This window comes from Streptomyces griseorubiginosus, assembly GCF_036345115.1.
GTDB classification, from domain to species: Bacteria; Actinomycetota; Actinomycetes; order Streptomycetales; family Streptomycetaceae; genus Streptomyces; species Streptomyces griseorubiginosus_C.
Genome location: NZ_CP107766.1, coordinates 8177412 through 8193004 on the forward strand (window position 1 = coordinate 8177412; position 15593 = coordinate 8193004).

Sequence of the window (15593 nt, forward strand, 5' to 3'; positions counted from 1 at the left end):
CGCCCGGTCCCGCGTCCGATGTTCAGAGGTACGGCGCGGTTGATCGCCGCCCGGTCCCGCCCGTCGGACGCACGTCCTCCCGGAGAGTGCTCAGCGGCTGCCGTCCAGGATGACGCGCGCCACCAGGGCCGGGTCGTCGTTCATCGGGCAGTGGCCGCACCCGGGCAGCCGTACGAGACGGGCCTTAGGGATGATCCGCTTGGCCCGCACACCCTGGCGGCGCACGAGCAGCATGTCCCTGGTGCCCCAGGCCACGGTCACCGGCAGTCCGGGGACGTCCTCGGTGAACTGGACGGCGGTACCGGCCCGCAGCGTCTCGTCGAAGCCGGTGGCCAGCGCGAGGGCCAGCGTCTCGGCCACCACGGCCTCGGGAGCGCGCAGGCCGGGACGGGCGTAGATCGTGCTGGTCAGCATCGTGCGGCCGGCCGCGGTGCGCGACAGCCGCTCGACCAGCGGCAGGGGCAGCCGCCGGGCGATGTGCCGCATCGCGAGCAGTACGCCGAACGCGTACCGCCGTTCGGCCTGCGACCAGAACCCCGCGGGGGACAGGGCGGTGACGGACCGTACGAGCTTCTCGCGGCCCAGCTCCAGGGCCAGCAGACCGCCCAGGGAGTTTCCCGCCACATGGGGACGGTCCAGTTCCAGTGCCTCGCAGAACGCCCCGAACACCTTCGTCGTCGTGGCCAGGTCGTACGCGAGTCCCTCCGGCAGTCCCGGCGAGGCGCCGAAGCCGGGCAGGTCCACGGAGATCACGTCGCGCTCCGTCGCGAGGATGTCCACCACCGGGTCCCAGGCCTGCCGGTGATGACCTATGCCGTGCAGCAGGAGCAGCGGCTCACCGCGGCCCACGCGCGCGTAGGAGACGGTCACGGGCTGCGGCCCCCCGGGTGAGGGGACTTTGAAGGAGACGGTGGTGGACATGAAGGCTCCTTGACGGCGACTCACGGGCTGGGCGGGAACGCACGGCGGTCAGGCCGTAGACAGCTTGTCAGCAATTGCTACTCGCGGGTAGACCCTTCCGGTGCCGCTTCGATATCGCCTGGACACCGACCTGCGGGTGGGTTGGGATGAACCCGTGGCCATTGACACCGGAACCGATGTCTTCGAAGAACACCGTCCCGTCCTCCTGGGCGTCGCCTACCGCATGCTCGGACGCGTCACCGACGCCGAGGACGTGGTGCAGGAAGCCTGGCTGCGCTGGTCGGCGGCGGACCGCAGCGAGGTGCGCGAACCGCGCGCCTACCTGGTCCGCGTCACCACGCGCCTGGCGATCGACCGGCTGCGGCAGGTCAAGGCGCGCGGGGAGACCTACGTCGGCCCGTGGCTGCCCGAGCCCTATGTCACCGATTTCGGGGACACCGTGCCCGACACCGCCGAGCAGGCCGTCCTCGCGGACTCGGTCTCCCTCGCCGTCCTCGTCGTGATGGAGTCGCTGTCACCGCTGGAGCGGGCGGTGTTCGTCCTGCGCGAGGCCTTCGGCTACCCCTACGCCGAGATCGCCGCCATGCTCGACCGCGGCGAGCCCGCCGTACGCCAGCTCGCCGGGCGGGCCCGCAAGCACGTCGACGAGCGACGGCCCCGCTACGAGGTCGACCCGGTCAAGCGCCGGGATCTGACGGAGCGTTTCCTCGTCGCCGCGGGCGGCGGCGACCTGGAGGCACTGATGTCGCTGCTGGCGCCGGACGTACGGCTCGTCGGGGACAGCGGCGGCAAGACCAAGGCGCCGCTGCGGGTGCTGGAGTCCGCCGACCACGTGGGCCGCTTCATCGTCGGCGTCGCCGAGAAGGGCGTCCAGGACCTCACCTGGCGCTTCCTGGAACTCAACGGCGGACCGGCCGCGATCGCCCTGTCCGGCGGCAAGCCCGACTCGGTGTTCCAGCTCGAGATCGTCGACGGTCGTATCCAGTCCGTCTACATCATCCGCAACCCCGACAAGCTGCACTCCCTGATGGACATCTGACGGTCCGTACACGACGAGGCCCCCGTTCATGACGGGGGCTTTGCCGTGCCGTCACGGACACGCTTCCTCGCGAACGGCGCGTGAACGTTCACGGCGCCGTGCACGGGAGTTGGTCCGAGGATCGAGGATTGGTCTTGACCAAGGGTGGGGGCCGCCCTATGGTCGCAGAGAAGTGCAACAACCTTTAATAAACAAGGGCGCTAAAACGCCGCCGGACCACGGCGATTGCGGAGGCAAGGGTGGGGACCACGCAGCTCGAATCGGTGCCGGAACCGAAGTACTGGCACCTCAAGACCGTGCTCAGTGAGGCACTGGACTCCGAATTCTCCGTGGGCGAGATCCTGCCCAACGAGCGCGACCTCGCCGCCCGCTTCGGCGTCGCCCGCGCCACGCTCCGGCAGGCCCTGGAGCAACTGGAGCTGGAGGGCAGGCTGCAGCGCCGCCGCGGTGTCGGGACGACCGTGGCGCCGCCGCGCGTGGGCGTGGCCGTCGGCACCGAGCAGCAGGCGTGGCCCGGGGCCGCCGGTGACGACTGGCAGACCGTCGACTGCGCCGAGGCGGTGCCGCCCGCCGCCGTCGCCGACGCCCTGGAGACCGGCCGCGAGCAGCCGGTGCACATCGTGCGCCGCTCCCGGGTGACCCACGGCCAGCCCGTCGCCGCCGAACTGCTCTACATCCCCGAGGCCTCCGTGCCGGAACTCTCCGCCATAGACGCGCCGTCGGGCGCCGCACGCGCGCGTGCCGTGCTGCGCGAACTCCAGCGGCTGGAACTGGACAGCCGGGAGAACGCCGTCGAGCTCGGCTCGGCCCGCGCGGACGACGCCAAGGAACTGGACCGCCTGCCCGGCGCCCCGGTGCTCGTCGTCACCACCCGCTACCTGGCCGGGGGCCGCACCGCCGCCGTCTCGGTGGCCACCTACCGCGCCGACACCTGCCGGCTGACCTTCGGCGACTCCGGAGCCGTGGAGATCCACGAGGGACCGGAACGCCAGGCCTCCTGAGCTGTACGGCGGTGCCCCGGACCCGCGTCCGGGGCACCGCCGCATGACGTCCGGACGCACTCAGCGCCGCGCGGTCACCGTGCCCTCCACCGCGAACAGCTGCTCCTCCACATGGTCGAGGGCGAGCCGCAGCGCGCCGGTCGCCACGGCGGCCTCCCCGAGGAGCGACAGCGTCACCTTCGGCGGGCGCAGGCAGTAGCGGGCCAACTCGCGCCGCAGCGGCTCCAGTACGCCGTCCAGACCGGCGGCCCAGCCGCCGACCACGACGAGTTCCGGGTCGACGGCCAGGACGAGCGCGGCCACGTCGTGGACGAGCCGCTGGATGAAGCGGTCCACGGCCGCCCGGGCCCGCTGGTCACCCTCACGGGCCTGTGCGAAGACTTCCGCGACCGCCTGTTCGTCGAGCGGGTGCAGGGGCTCATCCGTGGTGGACAGCAGGGTCTCCGGGGTGACCTCGCGGCCCAGCAGATGCAGCGCGCCGATCTCGCCGGCCGCCCCGCCGTACCCCCGGTGCAGCCGCCCGCCGATCAGCGAGCCCGCGCCCGGGCTCAGTCCGGCCAGCACGAACACCACGTCGTCGGACTCGGTGGCGGCGCCCTTCCAGTGCTCGGCGACGGTGGCCGCGTTGGCGTCGTTCTCGACGAGCACCGGGCACTTGAAGGAGCGGCTGAGCCGTTCCCCGAGGCGCAGGCCCGTCCACTCCGGCAGCGCGGCGCACAGCCGTATCGTGCCGTCCGCCTCCACGATGCCCGGCGAGGCGACCCCCACGGCCCACAGCGAGTCGCGCGCGACCCCGGCCCGGCGCAGCAGCTCGGCGACCGCGGTGCGCAGCCGCTCCAGGCGTTCGTCGGCGGACGCCGTCTCGTCGACGTCCTTGGCCACCGCGCCGAGCACCCGGCCGTCGAGGTCGGACAGGAGCGCGGCCACCCGGTGCGGCCCGATGTCGAGGCCCAGCAGATGGCCCGCCTCGGCCCGGAACCGGAACCGCCGCGCGGGCCGCCCCTGGCGCCGGGCGACGCTCTCGTCCGCCGCCTTCTCGACCACCAGGCCGCCCTCGATGAGCCCCTCGACGACTCCCTCGACCGTCGGCCGGGACAGGCCCGTCACCCGGGTGATCTCGGTCAGCGTCGCGCAGTCCGTGGCACGCAGCGCGTGCAGCACCACCGCGGAATTGATCCTCCGCAGCAGCGAGGGATCCCCGCCGGTCAGCCGCCCCAACGTCCGTCCTCCCAGCTCGTGCGCGTGTTGGGGCGGATCGTACAGGCCGCTCGGCCGGGTTGCGCCGGGCGCTCGGCCGTTTTTCGTCCGGGGCGACGTCCTGACCGCTCGCGCGGCGCTGCGCGGCCCCTGAGGTCATGGCCCCTCTCGACCTGTGTTCAGCCCGGTGCCACGAACCCCGATTCGTACGCCGCGATCACGGCCTGCGTGCGATCGCGCGCCCCCAGCTTCGCCAGCACCCCGCTCACGTGCGACTTCACGGTCTCCGTGCCGACGATCATCCGCTCGGCGATCTCCGCGTTGGACAGGCCGCGCGCCATCAGCCGCAGCACCTCCGCCTCCCGGTCGGTCAACCGGGCCCGCTCCATCGCCGCGCGGGCCGCCCGGTTGCCGCCGTCGTCCCGGTACCGGGCGGCGAGCTGCCGTACGGACGCCGGGAACAGCAACGACTCGCCCTCGGCGACCAGCCGCACCGCGTGCACGATCTCGGCCGGCCGGGCCCGCTTCAGCAGGAACCCGTCGGCGCCGGCCCGCAGCGCCTCGTACACGTACTCGTCGTTCTCGAACGTCGTCACCACCAGGATCTTCGGCGGCTCCTCGACGGTCCGCAGCACCGCGCGCGTGGCCTCGATCCCGTCCAGCAGCGGCATCCGTACGTCCATGGCGACCACGTCGGGCCGCAGCCGCCGTACGAGAGGGATCACCGCCGCCCCGTCGGCCGCCTCACCGACCACCTCGATGTCGGGCTGTGCCTCCAGCACGGCCCGCAGACCGGCGCGTACGAGGGGTTCGTCGTCGACGAGGAGAACGGTGACCGGCATCCGGTCAGCCTAGATCAGCGCAGCGGCAGCTCGACATGCACCTGCCAGTCGCCCTGGTCGGGGCCGGTGTGCGCGCGGCCGCCGAGCAGGGCCGCGCGCTCACGTATGCCCCGCAGGCCGCTACCCCGGCCGGGGCCGGGAACGTCGGCCGTCAGGGGATTGCGGATTTCGAGGGCGAGTGTCTCGTGCGTGACCTCGATGCGGACCCGGACCGGGACGGCACCGGCGTGCCGCAGCACATTGGTGAGCGACTCCTGGAGGATGCGATAGCCCTCGCGCGAGACCGGGCCCGGCACGGTGTCCAGCGGCCCGGTGACCTCGGCGTCCACCTTCGCGCCGGACGCGCGGGCCGACTCCAGCAGGCGGTCCGACTCCGTCAGCGTCGGCCGGCCGCTCACCGGCCGCCCGGACTCGCGCAGGACGCCCAGCACCCGCTCCAGGTCCTCCAGCGCGGCCCGGCCCGTCTCCTCGATGGCGCTCAGCGCGCGCTCCGTGAAGGCGGGGTCGTCCGCCGCGCGGGCCGCTCCGGCCTGGACCACGGCGACGGTCAGGGCGTGCCCTATCGAATCGTGCAGCTCGCGCGCGATGCGGGTGCGCTCCAGGAGTTGCTCGGTGCGTTCCTCCAGGGCGGCGAGGCGGTCGGCGGGGGAGGGGCCCAGTAGCCGCAGTGCGAGCGCGGTGACGAGACGGCCCGCGCCGAGGACGGTCGCCGCCAGCGCGGCCAGGGAGAGCGGCGCGAAAAGGATGTGCCACCACTGGTGGCCGTCGAGCACGACGAGCACGCCTTCGTCCACGTCCCGGCCGAACGCCGACGCCACCAGGTCCACGGTGCTGGTCAGCAGCTGGACGGAGAGGAACGCCGTCGCGTAGCCGAGCAGCAGCCGCGTCTCCAGCCACACCACGAGCCGGCCCCGGTCGCCCCAGGAAGCGGACGGGGCGACGACGATGGCGAGGCTCTCACTGTCGTGCCGATGTCCCGTCAGCAAAAGCCTGGCTTGCAACCCCTCCACGGTGCGCATCGCCGGCACCAGCCCGACGGGCGCGAGCGTCGCGGCCGCCACCAGCCAGGTCCACCACGCCTCCTCGACGAACATCCACATGGCCGGCCACACGGTGGCGATGAACAGATGCAGCCACCGTGTGTACGTCACCGCCCGACCGAACGGGCGCAGCAAGCGGACCATTCGGCCATCGTGCCAGCCGCCACTGACAGCAGCCCTCCCCCGCACGGGGGAGAAGATCTCCCCGCGCGGGGGAGGCCCCCGCCCTGCCGCACCGGCCAGGCTGCTGCCATGACCAGCATCGAAGTCCAGTCCCTCACCAAGGAGTTCGGCCGCCGACGTGCCGTGGACGACCTCACCTTCCGGGTCCTCCCAGGCCGGGTCACCGGCTTCCTCGGCCCCAACGGCGCCGGGAAGTCCACCACCATGCGGCTCGTCCTGGGCCTCGACCGGCCCACCTCCGGCACGGCGACGATCGGTGGACGCCCGTACACCGCCCTCGCCGAACCCCTGCGCCACGTGGGCGCGCTGCTCGACGCCCAGGCCGCGCACGGCTCCCGCACCGGCCGCGACCACCTGCGCACGCTGGCGACGAGCAACCGCATCCCCGGCCACCGGGTCGACGAGGTGCTGGAGGCGACGGGGCTGGCGTCGGCCGCCCGGCGCCGGGTGCGGACGTACTCCCTGGGGATGAGGCAACGGCTCGGCATCGCCGTCGCGCTGCTCGGCGACCCTCCGGTGGTCATGCTCGACGAGCCCTCGAACGGACTCGACCCCGAAGGCATCATCTGGATCCGCGAGTTGCTGCGCCGGCTGGCCGGCGAGGGACGCACGGTCCTGGTCTCCAGCCACCTCATGAACGAGACCGCGTCCTTCGCCGACCACCTCGTCGTCCTCGGCCGGGGCCGCCTCCTCGCCGACACCCCGATGCGGAGCTTCATCCACGCGCGTGTGCAGCCGAGCGTGCGGATCCGCACGACCGACCCCACCGCGCTCACGGAGGCCCTGGCCCGGCACGGCCATGACGCCGTCCGGCACGAGGACGGGCACTGGAGCGTGCAGCACGCACGCGTGGAGGAGATCGGCGCCATCGTCTCCGCGGCGCGCGTACCGATCCTCGAACTGGCCGCGCAGGAAGGCACCTTGGAGGACGCCTACCTGGATCTCACGTCCACCGAGACAGAGTTCACCGCACAGCCGCAGGAGGCCTGACATGCCGTCCCCGTCCACCCCCTTCGCGCCCGTCCTCCACTCCGAGTGGCTGAAGATCCGTACCCTCCGCTCGCTCCTCGGCGCGCTGCTCGCCCTGTTCGCCGCGACCACCGCGTTCTCCGCGATCGCCGGGGTCTCCGAGACCTCCGACCCCGAGTTCGACCCGCTGTTCATGGCGCTGTCCGGGATCGCGCCGGGCCAGATCGCGGCCATCTCCTTCGGCGCCATGGCGGTGTCCTCGGAGTTCCACGGGGGTGGGCTCCGGCTGACACTGGCCGCGGTGCCGCGGCGCGGGCGCTGGTTCGCGGCGAAGCTGGTGGCGATCGCCGTGCCGACCCTGGTCGTCGGACTGGTCACCGCGTTCGCCGCGCTCCTCGTGGCCCGGGCCGGACTCGGCGACGCGGCGAGCGGTCTCTCCCCGGGCGAGCAGGTACGCGGTGTGGTCGGCTGTGCCCTCTACCTCACGCTGATGGCGCTGTTCGCGGCGGGGATCACGGCCCTGTTGCGCAGTGGTGCGGGCGCGCTCTCCCTCATCATCCCGTTCATCCTCGTCGTGTCGTTCGTGATCGGGGACGCGGCCGGGACCGCAGTGGACTTCCTGCCCGACCGGGCGGGCCAGAGCGTGCTGTACGAGAGCCCCGACGGCACCCTCGGGCCGTGGACCGGACTCGGGGTGACTGCCCTGTGGGCGGCGGCGGCCGTCGCCGCGGGGGCCTGGAGCATACGCCGCAGGGACGCCTGACCCCACGAGTCCCCTGACGCCCCGCCAATTGTCAGTGGCGAGCGCTTTACTGGATCACATGGACAGTGCGAAGTACCGCGTCGCGATCGACTCGCTGTGCGTCCGCGATCTGACCGCGGCGGACGGCGAGTCGGGCGCCTACCGGTCGGGACCCGGTTACCGCGTCGAGTCGTTAGAGGTGAGCCATGGTCTGCGGGACGGCGACGCGGCGCCGCGCATGGCGGCCGTGGGGGACTTCTACGCCCTCAAGAGCCGTATAGCCCAGGAGTTGGACGACCGCTGGGGCCGACAGCACGAGCCCTGGGGGATGTGCACGCTGACGACGCGTCTCGAACGCGGCGAGGAGATACCCGAGCCGTGGCGCCTGACGAGCATCCTGACGGACGATCTGAACCTGTGGCAGCCTCCCGGCTCGGACCGCTGGATCGCCCTCGGAGTGGCCTACCGTGACGCGTCCGACGAGATCCACGTCCTCGCGGTGGCCTCCGACATCGACCCGGTCTGACCGGCTAGGCGTCCTCCGCCGTCACCCGCAGCCGGGCGAACTCCTCCGCCATCGTCGCCGCCGTCCAGTGCGCATTGAGCCCGCTCGGATTCGGCAGCACCCACACACGCGTGTCCCCGATGGTCCGCTCCTGCGGCCCCACCTGTGCCTTGCGGTCGTCGAAGGCCGCGCGATACGCCGTCACCCCCACCACGGCCAGCCAACGCGGCTTGAGCCGGGCCACCTTCGCCGCCAGCAGACGCCCACCCTCGCGGTACTCCTCCGCGCTCAGCTCGTCGGCCCGCGCGGACGCCCTGGCCACCACATTGGTGATCCCGAGCCCGTACGACAGCAACTCCCCCTGCTCCGACGGCTTCAGGAGACGCGGCGTGAACCCGGACAGATGCAGCACCGGCCAGAACCGGTTTCCGGGACGGGCGAAGTGATGGCCCGTGGCCGCCGTCATCAGCCCGGGGTTGATGCCGCAGAACAGAACGCGGAGGCCGTCCGCGACGACGTCCGGCACGAGCCGGTCGCGGGCGGCCTCCAACTCCTCGGAGGTGAAGCGCGTCATGACGAGGAGCGTGTCAGAGGATCGCCCCCGGCGTGTACCCCGCGGCCGCCGGGTGCTGCTTGACGATCTCCTCGATCCGGCCGACCACGACGGCGACCTGGTCGGCCGCGGCACCCGTGAAGGACAGCTTGTCGGCCATCAGCTCGTCGAGCTGGGCCCGGTCGAGCGGGATGCGCTCGTCGGCGGCCAGCTTGTCGAGGAGCTCGTTGCGCTCGGCACCCTGCTCGCGCATCGCGAGCGCGGAGGCGACCGCGTTCTCCTTGATCGCCTCGTGCGCGACCTCACGGCCGACGCCCGCGCGCACCGCGCCCATCAGCACCTTGGTGGTGGCGAGGAACGGCAGGTAGCGGTCCAGCTCGCGGGCCACGACGGCCGGGAAGGCGCCGAACTCGTCGAGCACGGTGAGGAAGGTCTCCAGGAGGCCGTCGAGCGCGAAGAACGCGTCCGGCAGCGCGACCCGGCGCACCACCGAGCAGGACACGTCGCCCTCGTTCCACTGGTCGCCCGCCAGCTCGCCGGTCATCGAGGCGTAGCCGCGCAGGATGACCATGAGGCCGTTGACGCGCTCGCAGGACCGCGTGTTCATCTTGTGCGGCATCGCGGAGGAGCCGACCTGGCCCGGCTTGAAGCCCTCGGTGACCAGCTCGTGCCCGGCCATCAGCCGGATCGTCTTGGCGAGCGAGGACGGGGCCGCCGCCAGCTGCACCAGCGCGGTGACGACCTCGTAGTCCAGCGAGCGCGGGTAGACCTGGCCGACCGAGGTGAAGGCCTGCGAGAAGCCCAGGTGGCCCGCGATCCGGTCCTCCAGCTCGGCCAGCTTCGAGGCGTCCCCGCCCAGCAGGTCCAGCATGTCCTGCGCGGTGCCGACCGGGCCCTTGATACCGCGCAGCGGGTAACGGGCGAGGAGTTCCTCGACCCGGCCGTACGCCACGAGCAGCTCGTCGGCCGCCGTCGCGAAGCGCTTGCCGAGGGTGGTGGCCTGCGCGGCCACGTTGTGCGAGCGGCCGGCCATGACCAGCTCGCCGTACTCGCCCGCCAGCTTGCCGAGGCGGGCCAGGACGGCCACGCTGCGGTCGCGGATCAACTCAAGGGAGAGCCGGATCTGGAGCTGCTCGACGTTCTCCGTGAGGTCACGGGAGGTCATGCCCTTGTGGACCTGCTCGTGACCGGCGAGGTCGTTGAACTCCTCGATCCGCGCCTTCACGTCGTGCCGCGTGACCTTCTCGCGCTCGGCGATCGAGGCCAGGTCGACGGTGTCCAGGACCCGCTCGTAGTCCGCGAGCGCCTGCTCCGGCACCTCGATCCCGAGGTCCTTCTGGGCCCGCAGCACGGCGAGCCAGAGCTGACGCTCCAGCTTCACCTTCTGCTCGGGCGACCAGAGCGTGGCGAGCTCGGCGGAGGCGTAGCGGCCGGCGAGAACGTTCGGGATGCGGGGCTTGGCGGAAGTCACGTGTGCAGATTCTACTGGCGATTCGTGCAGGCCAGCGCCGGGGCCCCGTTCGTCGGAAGCTACGAGAGCCGGTCCGCGAGCTCCGCCAGGACATCGGCATGGCACGGTTCGGGCGCGCACCAGCAGGCCAGCGCCCTGCCGCGCAGCCCGGGCAGCAGAGCGAGCAGATCCGGCCGCTCCAGCAGATACGCCCGGTACTTCGCCATCACCTCGGCCCGCGTGCCGTCCCGACGGCGCGTGGCGGTGTCGTAGGCGAACGGGTTGTAGAGGGGGTGCCTCGGCAGGTCCCAGCCGCCCATCGTCCAGCGGCGGCCGACGTAGACGAGGTCGGCGGGCGCGTGTTCCAGCCGGGGGCCGTACTCGTGGAGCCGGCCCCGGACGTTGACCACGCGCGTGTGCACGGTGTCCTACCGCTCGTAGGGCAGCAGGTCGGGGCGCTTCGGCGGCAGGCCGTCGCCCGAGGAGCGGCCCGTCAGGCGCCGGCCGATCCAGGGCAGGAGGTGCTGCCGGGTGAAGCGGACGTCCGCGATCCGGCGGGCCAGCCACTTCGGCGGCACCGTGGCCGGCAGCGGGGTACGCCACTCCGTGTCCTCGGGGTCGTAGCCGAGGGTCTGCCACACGGCCTCCGCGACCCGGACGTGGCCCTCGGCCGTCAGGTGCAGCCGGTCCACGTCCCACATCCGGGGGTCGGAGAGCGACGCCGCGCCGTACAGGTCGACGACCACGGCCCCGTGCCGGGACGCCAGCTCGTCGACGACCCCGAACAGCTCCTCCATGCGCGGCCGGAAACGCTCCAGGACCGGGCCCTGGCGGCCAGGGCTGCGCATCAGGACGAGCTGCTTGCAGGACGGCGCGAGACGCTCCACGGCCTCCGTCAGCAGATCGCGCACCCGGACCATGTCGCACTTGGGCCGCAGGGTGTCGTTGAGCCCGCCCACCAGCGTGATCACGTCCGCCTGCATCGCCGCGGCCACGTCGACCTGCTCGTCGACGATCTGCTGGATCAGCTTGCCGCGCACCGCGAGGTTGGCGTAGCGGAAACCGGGCGTCACGGCCGCCATCCGGCCGGCGAGGAGGTCGGCCCAGCCCCGGTAGGAACCGTCCGGGAGCAGGTCCGACATGCCCTCGGTGAAGGAGTCGCCGACGGCGACCAGGCTGGAGTAACTGGGATTCGTCTGCATGGCGGAAGAAATGGTATCCCGTGCACATACCCGACGGTCGGTCGCCCTCGGCGATCCCGACCCGCCCCTCACACCTGTCGGCCGAACAGCTCCCGCAGCACGTCCTCCATCGTCACCAGGCCCGCCAGCCGGCCGTCCGCGCCCAGCACCGCTGCCAGGTGCGTCCGGCTGCGCCGCATCGCCGTCAGGACGTCGTCCAGCGGCGTGCTCTCCCGGATCCGGGCGATCGGGCGCATGTCGCGCACCGGGAACCGCAGGTCCCGCGGCATGGCGTCCAACGCGTCCTTGACGTGCAGATAGCCGACGATGCGCCGGCCCTCGTCCACCACCGGGAACCGCGAGAACCCGGACTCGGCCGACAGCGCCTCCAGCTGCTCCGGGGTGACGCCCACGCGCGCGTAGACGACCCGTTCCAGCGGCATCACCACGTCCCGCACCGGTCGCCGCCCCAGTTCCAGCGCGTCGTGCAGCCGCTCCCGCGCCCGTTCGTCGATCAGCCCCGCCTCGCCGGAGTCCCGGACGATCCGGGCCAGCTCGGCGTCCGAGAAGGTCGCCGCGACCTCGTTCCTGGTCTCCACGCGCAGCAGCTTCAGCAGGGCGTTGGCGAAGGCGTTCACCGCGAAGATCACCGGGCGCAGTCCCCGCGCCAGCGCGACCAGCGGCGGGCCCAGCAACAGGGCGCTGCGCACCGGCTCGGCGAGCGCGATGTTCTTCGGGACCATCTCGCCGAGCAGCATGTGCAGATAGGTCGCCAGCGTCAGCGCGATCACGAAGGACACCGCGTGCCCCGCGCCCTTCGGAACGCCGACCGCGTGGAACACCGGCTCCAGCAGATGCGCGATCGCCGGCTCGGCGACGACGCCCAGGACCAGCGTGCACAGGGTGATGCCGAGCTGCGCGGCCGCCATCAGCGCGGAGACGTGCTCAAGACCCCACAGCACGCTCTTCGCCCGCCGGTCGCCCTGCTCGGCGTACGTCTCGATCTGGCTGCGCCGCACCGAGATCAGCGCGAACTCGGCGCCCACGAAGAAGGCGTTGACGACGAGGGTCGCCAGACCGATCAACAACTGGACGACGGTCATTCGGCCCCCTCCCCGGACTCCCGGCCCTTTCCGGCTTCCCGGCTCTCGCCGGGCTCCCGGCCCTCTTCGGACTCCCCGGACACGTCGGCCGGCGGTGCGTGCAGCAGCACCCGTGCGGCCCGCCGCCCCTGCGCGTCCACCACGTCCAGTCGCCAGCCGACGACCTCGACCGAGTCACCGACCGCCGGGATCCGCCCGAGCTCGGTCGCGATCAGCCCGGCCAGCGTCTCGTACGGTCCCTCGGGCGGCCGCAGCCCCACGCGCGCGAGCTGGTCCGTCCGGGCCGAGCCGTCCGCGTGGAACAGCCCCCTGCCCTCGTCGTCGGTACCGGCGGGCGCGAGGTCGGGTGTCTCGTGCGGATCGTGCTCGTCCCGCACCTCGCCGACGACCTCCTCCACGATGTCCTCCAGCGTGGCCACGCCCGCGGTCCCGCCGTACTCGTCGATGACGACCGCCATCGTGCGCTTGCCGGACAGCCGGTCCAGCAGCCGGTCCACGGTGAGCGACTCGGGCACCAGCAGCGGCTCCCGCAGCAGCTCGGCGACGGAGGCACGGGGCCGCCGCTCGGCCGGCACCGCGAGGACGTCCTTGATGTGCGCGATGCCCACCACCGAGTCGAGGCTGCCGCGGTACACGGGGAACCGGGACAGCCCGGTCGCGCGCGTCACGTTCGCCACGTCCTCGCAGGTCGCCTGGACGTCGAGGGCGACCACCTGCACGCGCGGGGTCATCACGTTCTCCGCCGTCAGGTCGGCGAGGTTCAGCGTGCGCACGAACAGCTCGGCGGTGTCCGCCTCCAGCGCGCCCTCGCGTGCGGAGTGCCGGGCGAGCGCGGCCAGCTCCTGCGGCCCGCGCGCCGAGGCCAGCTCCTCGGCGGGCTCCAGGCCGAAGAGCCGTACGACCCGGTTGGCGGTGTTGTTGAGATGCGTGATGAAGGGGCGGAAGGCCGCGCTGAACCAGCTCTGCGCGGTGCCCACCCGTTTGGCCACCGCCAGCGGGGAGGAGATCGCCCAGTTCTTCGGCACCAGCTCGCCGACCACCATCAGGAAGACGGTGGACAGCGCGGTGCCCAGCACCAGGGCCAGCGACCTCGACGTGGACTCCGAGATCCCGAGCGACTCCAGCGGCCCGGCGATCAGCGCCGCGATCGACGGCTCGGCGAGCATGCCGACGACCAGGTTGGTGACGGTGATCCCGAGCTGCGCCCCGGACAGCTGGAACGTCAGATTCCGTACGGCCTTCAGGGCACCGGACGCACCCCGCTCGCCGCGCTCCACCGCGCCTTCCAGCTCTCCGCGCTCAACCGTGGTCAGCGAGAACTCCGCGGCCACGAAGGCACCGCAGGCCAGCGAGAGCAGGATCGCCACCAGCAGGAGGAGCACTTCGGTCATCGGGTCACCTCCGTCCCATGATCGGACAGGGTCCCCAGGATCGCCCGTCCTAGCCGGCGAAAGGCTTCACCCAGCGCCGCCACTTTTCCTCGGGCGCATACCCCGCGGCGCGCCAAGCGTGCTGTGCCGTTTCGTTGCGCACCAGCACCATCGCGTCCCCGCGGCGCCCGCCGAGCCGTACGAAGCGTTCCTCCGCGGCGGTGAGCAGCGCCGACCCGATGCCGCGCCGCCGGCGCCCGGGGTGCACCGCGAGCCGGTACAGGTGGCACCGCCAGCCGTCGAAGCCGGCGATCACCGTGCCGACCAGTTCGCCGTCGAGCTCGGCGAGGATCAGTGCCTCGGGGTCGCGGGACACCAGCCGCTCCACGCCGTCCCGGTCGTCGCTGATGCTCGTGCCCTCGGCGGCCTGCTTCCAGAACGCCAGCACGGTGTCGAGGTCGTCGGGCGTCGCGGCCCGTATCCGCAGGTCGGTCATACGTCGATCCCATCACGCGGGACCGGCCGGCACCCGGGTTTCCACCATCCGGACGGCTACCGCCCCCGCACCTCCGCCATCACCGGCGCGAAGGCCTCCATGGACGCCTCCAGGACCGTCAGATAGGTGAAGCCGTACCGCTCGCGCTGGGCCAGGACCTGGGCGACGATCTGTTCGACCGTGCCGATGAGCATGATGGGCAGCTCCAGGGCCTGCTGGAGGGTCAGGTCCGGCACCCGGTGCAGGAACGGGGTGGCCACCGCCTCGCGGTCGTCGGTGACGACCACCGTCTGGATGAGCAGGTTCAACTCGGCCGGTTCCTTGCGGCCCGCGGCCAGTTCCGCATACGTCGCGACCCGTTCGTCGAGCTGCTCGGCGGTGGTCGGGATCAGCTTGCCGGTCGTGTTCCCCGGCACCAGGGTCGCCCCGGTGAAGGCCGCGATGTCGGCGTGCTCGGCGGACAGTCGCAGCATCCGGTTGCCGATCCCGCCGATCAGCAACGGCACCCGGGGCCGCTGCACCGGCCGCGGCACATGGTCCTCGGCCGACAGCAGCCGCTCCAACTCCTCGACGAGGTGCCGGAGATGGTCGACCCGCTCGCCGGGCGAGCCGAAGGGCAGGCCCGCCCGGTCGTGCTCGGACTGCACATAGCCCGTGCCCAGGCCGAGTTCGAGGCGGCCACCGGTGAGGGCGTCCACCGTGGCCACCTCACGGGCGAGCAACGCCGGGTTCCAGAAGCCCGCGTTGAGGACGAAGGTGCCCAGGCGCGGCCGCTCGGTGACCTCCGCCGCCGCGACCAGCGCCGGGAAGGGCGCCACCTTCCCTAGGTGGTCCGGGACCAGGATCACGTCGTAGCCGAGTTCCTCGGCCCGTCGGCACTTGGAGCGCCAGGCCTCGTCGGTGGCGGCGGCGGTCAGGTTGACGGCGAAGCGGAAGGGGCGGGACCGGGCGGCACGCGACCCGAGGGGCTGAACGGTGGGGGGCATGAACTCTCCTCAGCT

17 protein-coding genes are annotated in these 15593 nt (G+C 72.4%); 5 read left to right on the plus strand and 12 right to left on the minus strand.

The genetic code is table 11. From position 1 onward, the window contains the following. Positions 1-90: 90 nt before the first annotated feature. Entirely contained in the window at positions 91-921 is an 831-nt protein-coding gene (locus OHN19_RS36970) for an alpha/beta fold hydrolase (protein ID WP_330268354.1), read from the minus strand. Positions 922-1075: 154 nt separating this feature from the next. Between OHN19_RS36970 and OHN19_RS36975 the strand changes: the two genes are divergently transcribed. Beyond that, positions 1076-1960: an RNA polymerase sigma-70 factor gene (locus OHN19_RS36975; protein ID WP_330268355.1), complete on the plus strand. Its 885-nt coding sequence runs from the start codon at positions 1076-1078 to the stop codon at positions 1958-1960. 239 nt (positions 1961-2199) lie between these two features. Then, positions 2200-2961, plus strand: coding sequence for a GntR family transcriptional regulator (locus OHN19_RS36980; protein ID WP_330268356.1), 762 nt, complete (start codon positions 2200-2202; stop codon positions 2959-2961). Between the two features lie 60 nt (positions 2962-3021). On the opposite strand, the gene OHN19_RS36985 is transcribed toward OHN19_RS36980, so the two are convergent. From OHN19_RS36985 to OHN19_RS36995, 3 genes are all read right to left on the minus strand, one after another. Further along, a complete protein-coding gene (locus tag OHN19_RS36985) occupies positions 3022-4179 on the minus strand; it encodes an ROK family transcriptional regulator (RefSeq protein WP_330268357.1) in 1158 nt (385 codons plus the stop codon). Positions 4180-4337: 158 nt separating this feature from the next. Continuing rightward, a complete protein-coding gene (locus tag OHN19_RS36990; RefSeq protein ID WP_330268358.1) occupies positions 4338-5000 on the minus strand; it encodes a response regulator transcription factor in 663 nt (220 codons plus the stop codon). A 14-nt stretch (positions 5001-5014) separates the two neighbouring features. After that, the gene (locus OHN19_RS36995; RefSeq protein ID WP_330268359.1) at positions 5015-6184 is read right to left on the minus strand and encodes a sensor histidine kinase; all 1170 of its coding nucleotides are present in this window, start codon (positions 6182-6184) and stop codon (positions 5015-5017) included. 108 nt (positions 6185-6292) lie between these two features. Here OHN19_RS36995 and OHN19_RS37000 point away from each other — a divergent pair, with 108 nt between their 5' ends. From OHN19_RS37000 to OHN19_RS37010, 3 genes are read left to right on the plus strand one after another with little or no spacing between them, the layout of a single operon-like run. Then, on the plus strand, positions 6293-7213 hold the full coding sequence (locus tag OHN19_RS37000) for an ABC transporter ATP-binding protein (protein WP_330268360.1): 921 nt from the start codon (positions 6293-6295) through the stop codon (positions 7211-7213). A gap of 1 nt (position 7214) precedes the next feature. Continuing rightward, entirely contained in the window at positions 7215-7955 is a 741-nt protein-coding gene (locus OHN19_RS37005; protein ID WP_330268361.1) for an ABC transporter permease, read from the plus strand. Between the two features lie 58 nt (positions 7956-8013). Then, positions 8014-8460 carry a hypothetical protein gene (locus tag OHN19_RS37010; protein ID WP_330268362.1) on the plus strand — a complete coding sequence of 149 codons (447 nt, stop codon included), beginning with the start codon at positions 8014-8016 and terminating at the stop codon, positions 8458-8460. A gap of 4 nt (positions 8461-8464) precedes the next feature. Here the strand turns inward: OHN19_RS37010 and mug are convergent, their stop codons facing one another. The 8 genes from mug to OHN19_RS37050 all read right to left on the minus strand — a co-directional run bounded on the left by mug (position 8465) and on the right by OHN19_RS37050 (position 15578). Then, the gene (mug, locus tag OHN19_RS37015) at positions 8465-9013 is read right to left on the minus strand and encodes a G/U mismatch-specific DNA glycosylase (RefSeq protein ID WP_330268363.1); all 549 of its coding nucleotides are present in this window, start codon (positions 9011-9013) and stop codon (positions 8465-8467) included. A 13-nt stretch (positions 9014-9026) separates the two neighbouring features. Next, positions 9027-10463, minus strand: a complete 1437-nt coding sequence (gene purB / locus OHN19_RS37020) for an adenylosuccinate lyase (RefSeq protein WP_330268364.1) — start codon at positions 10461-10463, stop codon at positions 9027-9029. Positions 10464-10522: 59 nt separating this feature from the next. Next, positions 10523-10864, minus strand: a complete 342-nt coding sequence (locus tag OHN19_RS37025; protein WP_330268365.1) for a DUF4326 domain-containing protein — start codon at positions 10862-10864, stop codon at positions 10523-10525. Positions 10865-10870: 6 nt separating this feature from the next. Further along, positions 10871-11644: an SGNH/GDSL hydrolase family protein gene (locus OHN19_RS37030; protein ID WP_330268366.1), complete on the minus strand. Its 774-nt coding sequence runs from the start codon at positions 11642-11644 to the stop codon at positions 10871-10873. A gap of 68 nt (positions 11645-11712) precedes the next feature. Beyond that, entirely contained in the window at positions 11713-12726 is a 1014-nt protein-coding gene (locus OHN19_RS37035) for a hemolysin family protein (RefSeq protein WP_330268367.1), read from the minus strand. Continuing rightward, positions 12723-14117: a hemolysin family protein gene (locus OHN19_RS37040; RefSeq protein ID WP_330268368.1), complete on the minus strand. Its 1395-nt coding sequence runs from the start codon at positions 14115-14117 to the stop codon at positions 12723-12725. Before OHN19_RS37040 ends, OHN19_RS37035 begins: the two co-directional genes overlap by 4 nt. Before the next feature lie 49 nt (positions 14118-14166). Then, positions 14167-14592, minus strand: a complete 426-nt coding sequence (locus OHN19_RS37045) for a GNAT family N-acetyltransferase (RefSeq protein WP_330268369.1) — start codon at positions 14590-14592, stop codon at positions 14167-14169. 56 nt (positions 14593-14648) lie between these two features. Beyond that, on the minus strand, positions 14649-15578 hold the full coding sequence (locus OHN19_RS37050; RefSeq protein ID WP_330268370.1) for an LLM class F420-dependent oxidoreductase: 930 nt from the start codon (positions 15576-15578) through the stop codon (positions 14649-14651). Positions 15579-15593 lie beyond the last annotated feature (15 nt).

Bases quoted from the DNA above. Each gene is read 5' to 3' on its own strand.
- OHN19_RS36970 (WP_330268354.1), bottom strand. From the start codon at position 921: ATGTCCACCACCGTCTCCTTCAAAGTCCCCTCACCCGGGGGGCCGCAG.
- OHN19_RS36990 (WP_330268358.1), bottom strand. From the start codon at position 5,000: ATGCCGGTCACCGTTCTCCTCGTCGACGACGAACCCCTCGTACGCGCC.
- OHN19_RS36995 (WP_330268359.1), bottom strand. From the start codon at position 6,184: ATGGTCCGCTTGCTGCGCCCGTTCGGTCGGGCGGTGACGTACACACGG.
- OHN19_RS37000 (WP_330268360.1), top strand. From the start codon at position 6,293: ATGACCAGCATCGAAGTCCAGTCCCTCACCAAGGAGTTCGGCCGCCGA.
- OHN19_RS37005 (WP_330268361.1), top strand. From the start codon at position 7,215: ATGCCGTCCCCGTCCACCCCCTTCGCGCCCGTCCTCCACTCCGAGTGG.
- OHN19_RS37010 (WP_330268362.1), top strand. From the start codon at position 8,014: ATGGACAGTGCGAAGTACCGCGTCGCGATCGACTCGCTGTGCGTCCGC.
- mug (WP_330268363.1), bottom strand. From the start codon at position 9,013: ATGACGCGCTTCACCTCCGAGGAGTTGGAGGCCGCCCGCGACCGGCTC.
- OHN19_RS37030 (WP_330268366.1), bottom strand. From the start codon at position 11,644: ATGCAGACGAATCCCAGTTACTCCAGCCTGGTCGCCGTCGGCGACTCC.
- OHN19_RS37035 (WP_330268367.1), bottom strand. From the start codon at position 12,726: ATGACCGTCGTCCAGTTGTTGATCGGTCTGGCGACCCTCGTCGTCAAC.
- OHN19_RS37040 (WP_330268368.1), bottom strand. From the start codon at position 14,117: ATGACCGAAGTGCTCCTCCTGCTGGTGGCGATCCTGCTCTCGCTGGCC.
- OHN19_RS37045 (WP_330268369.1), bottom strand. From the start codon at position 14,592: ATGACCGACCTGCGGATACGGGCCGCGACGCCCGACGACCTCGACACC.
- OHN19_RS37050 (WP_330268370.1), bottom strand. From the start codon at position 15,578: ATGCCCCCCACCGTTCAGCCCCTCGGGTCGCGTGCCGCCCGGTCCCGC.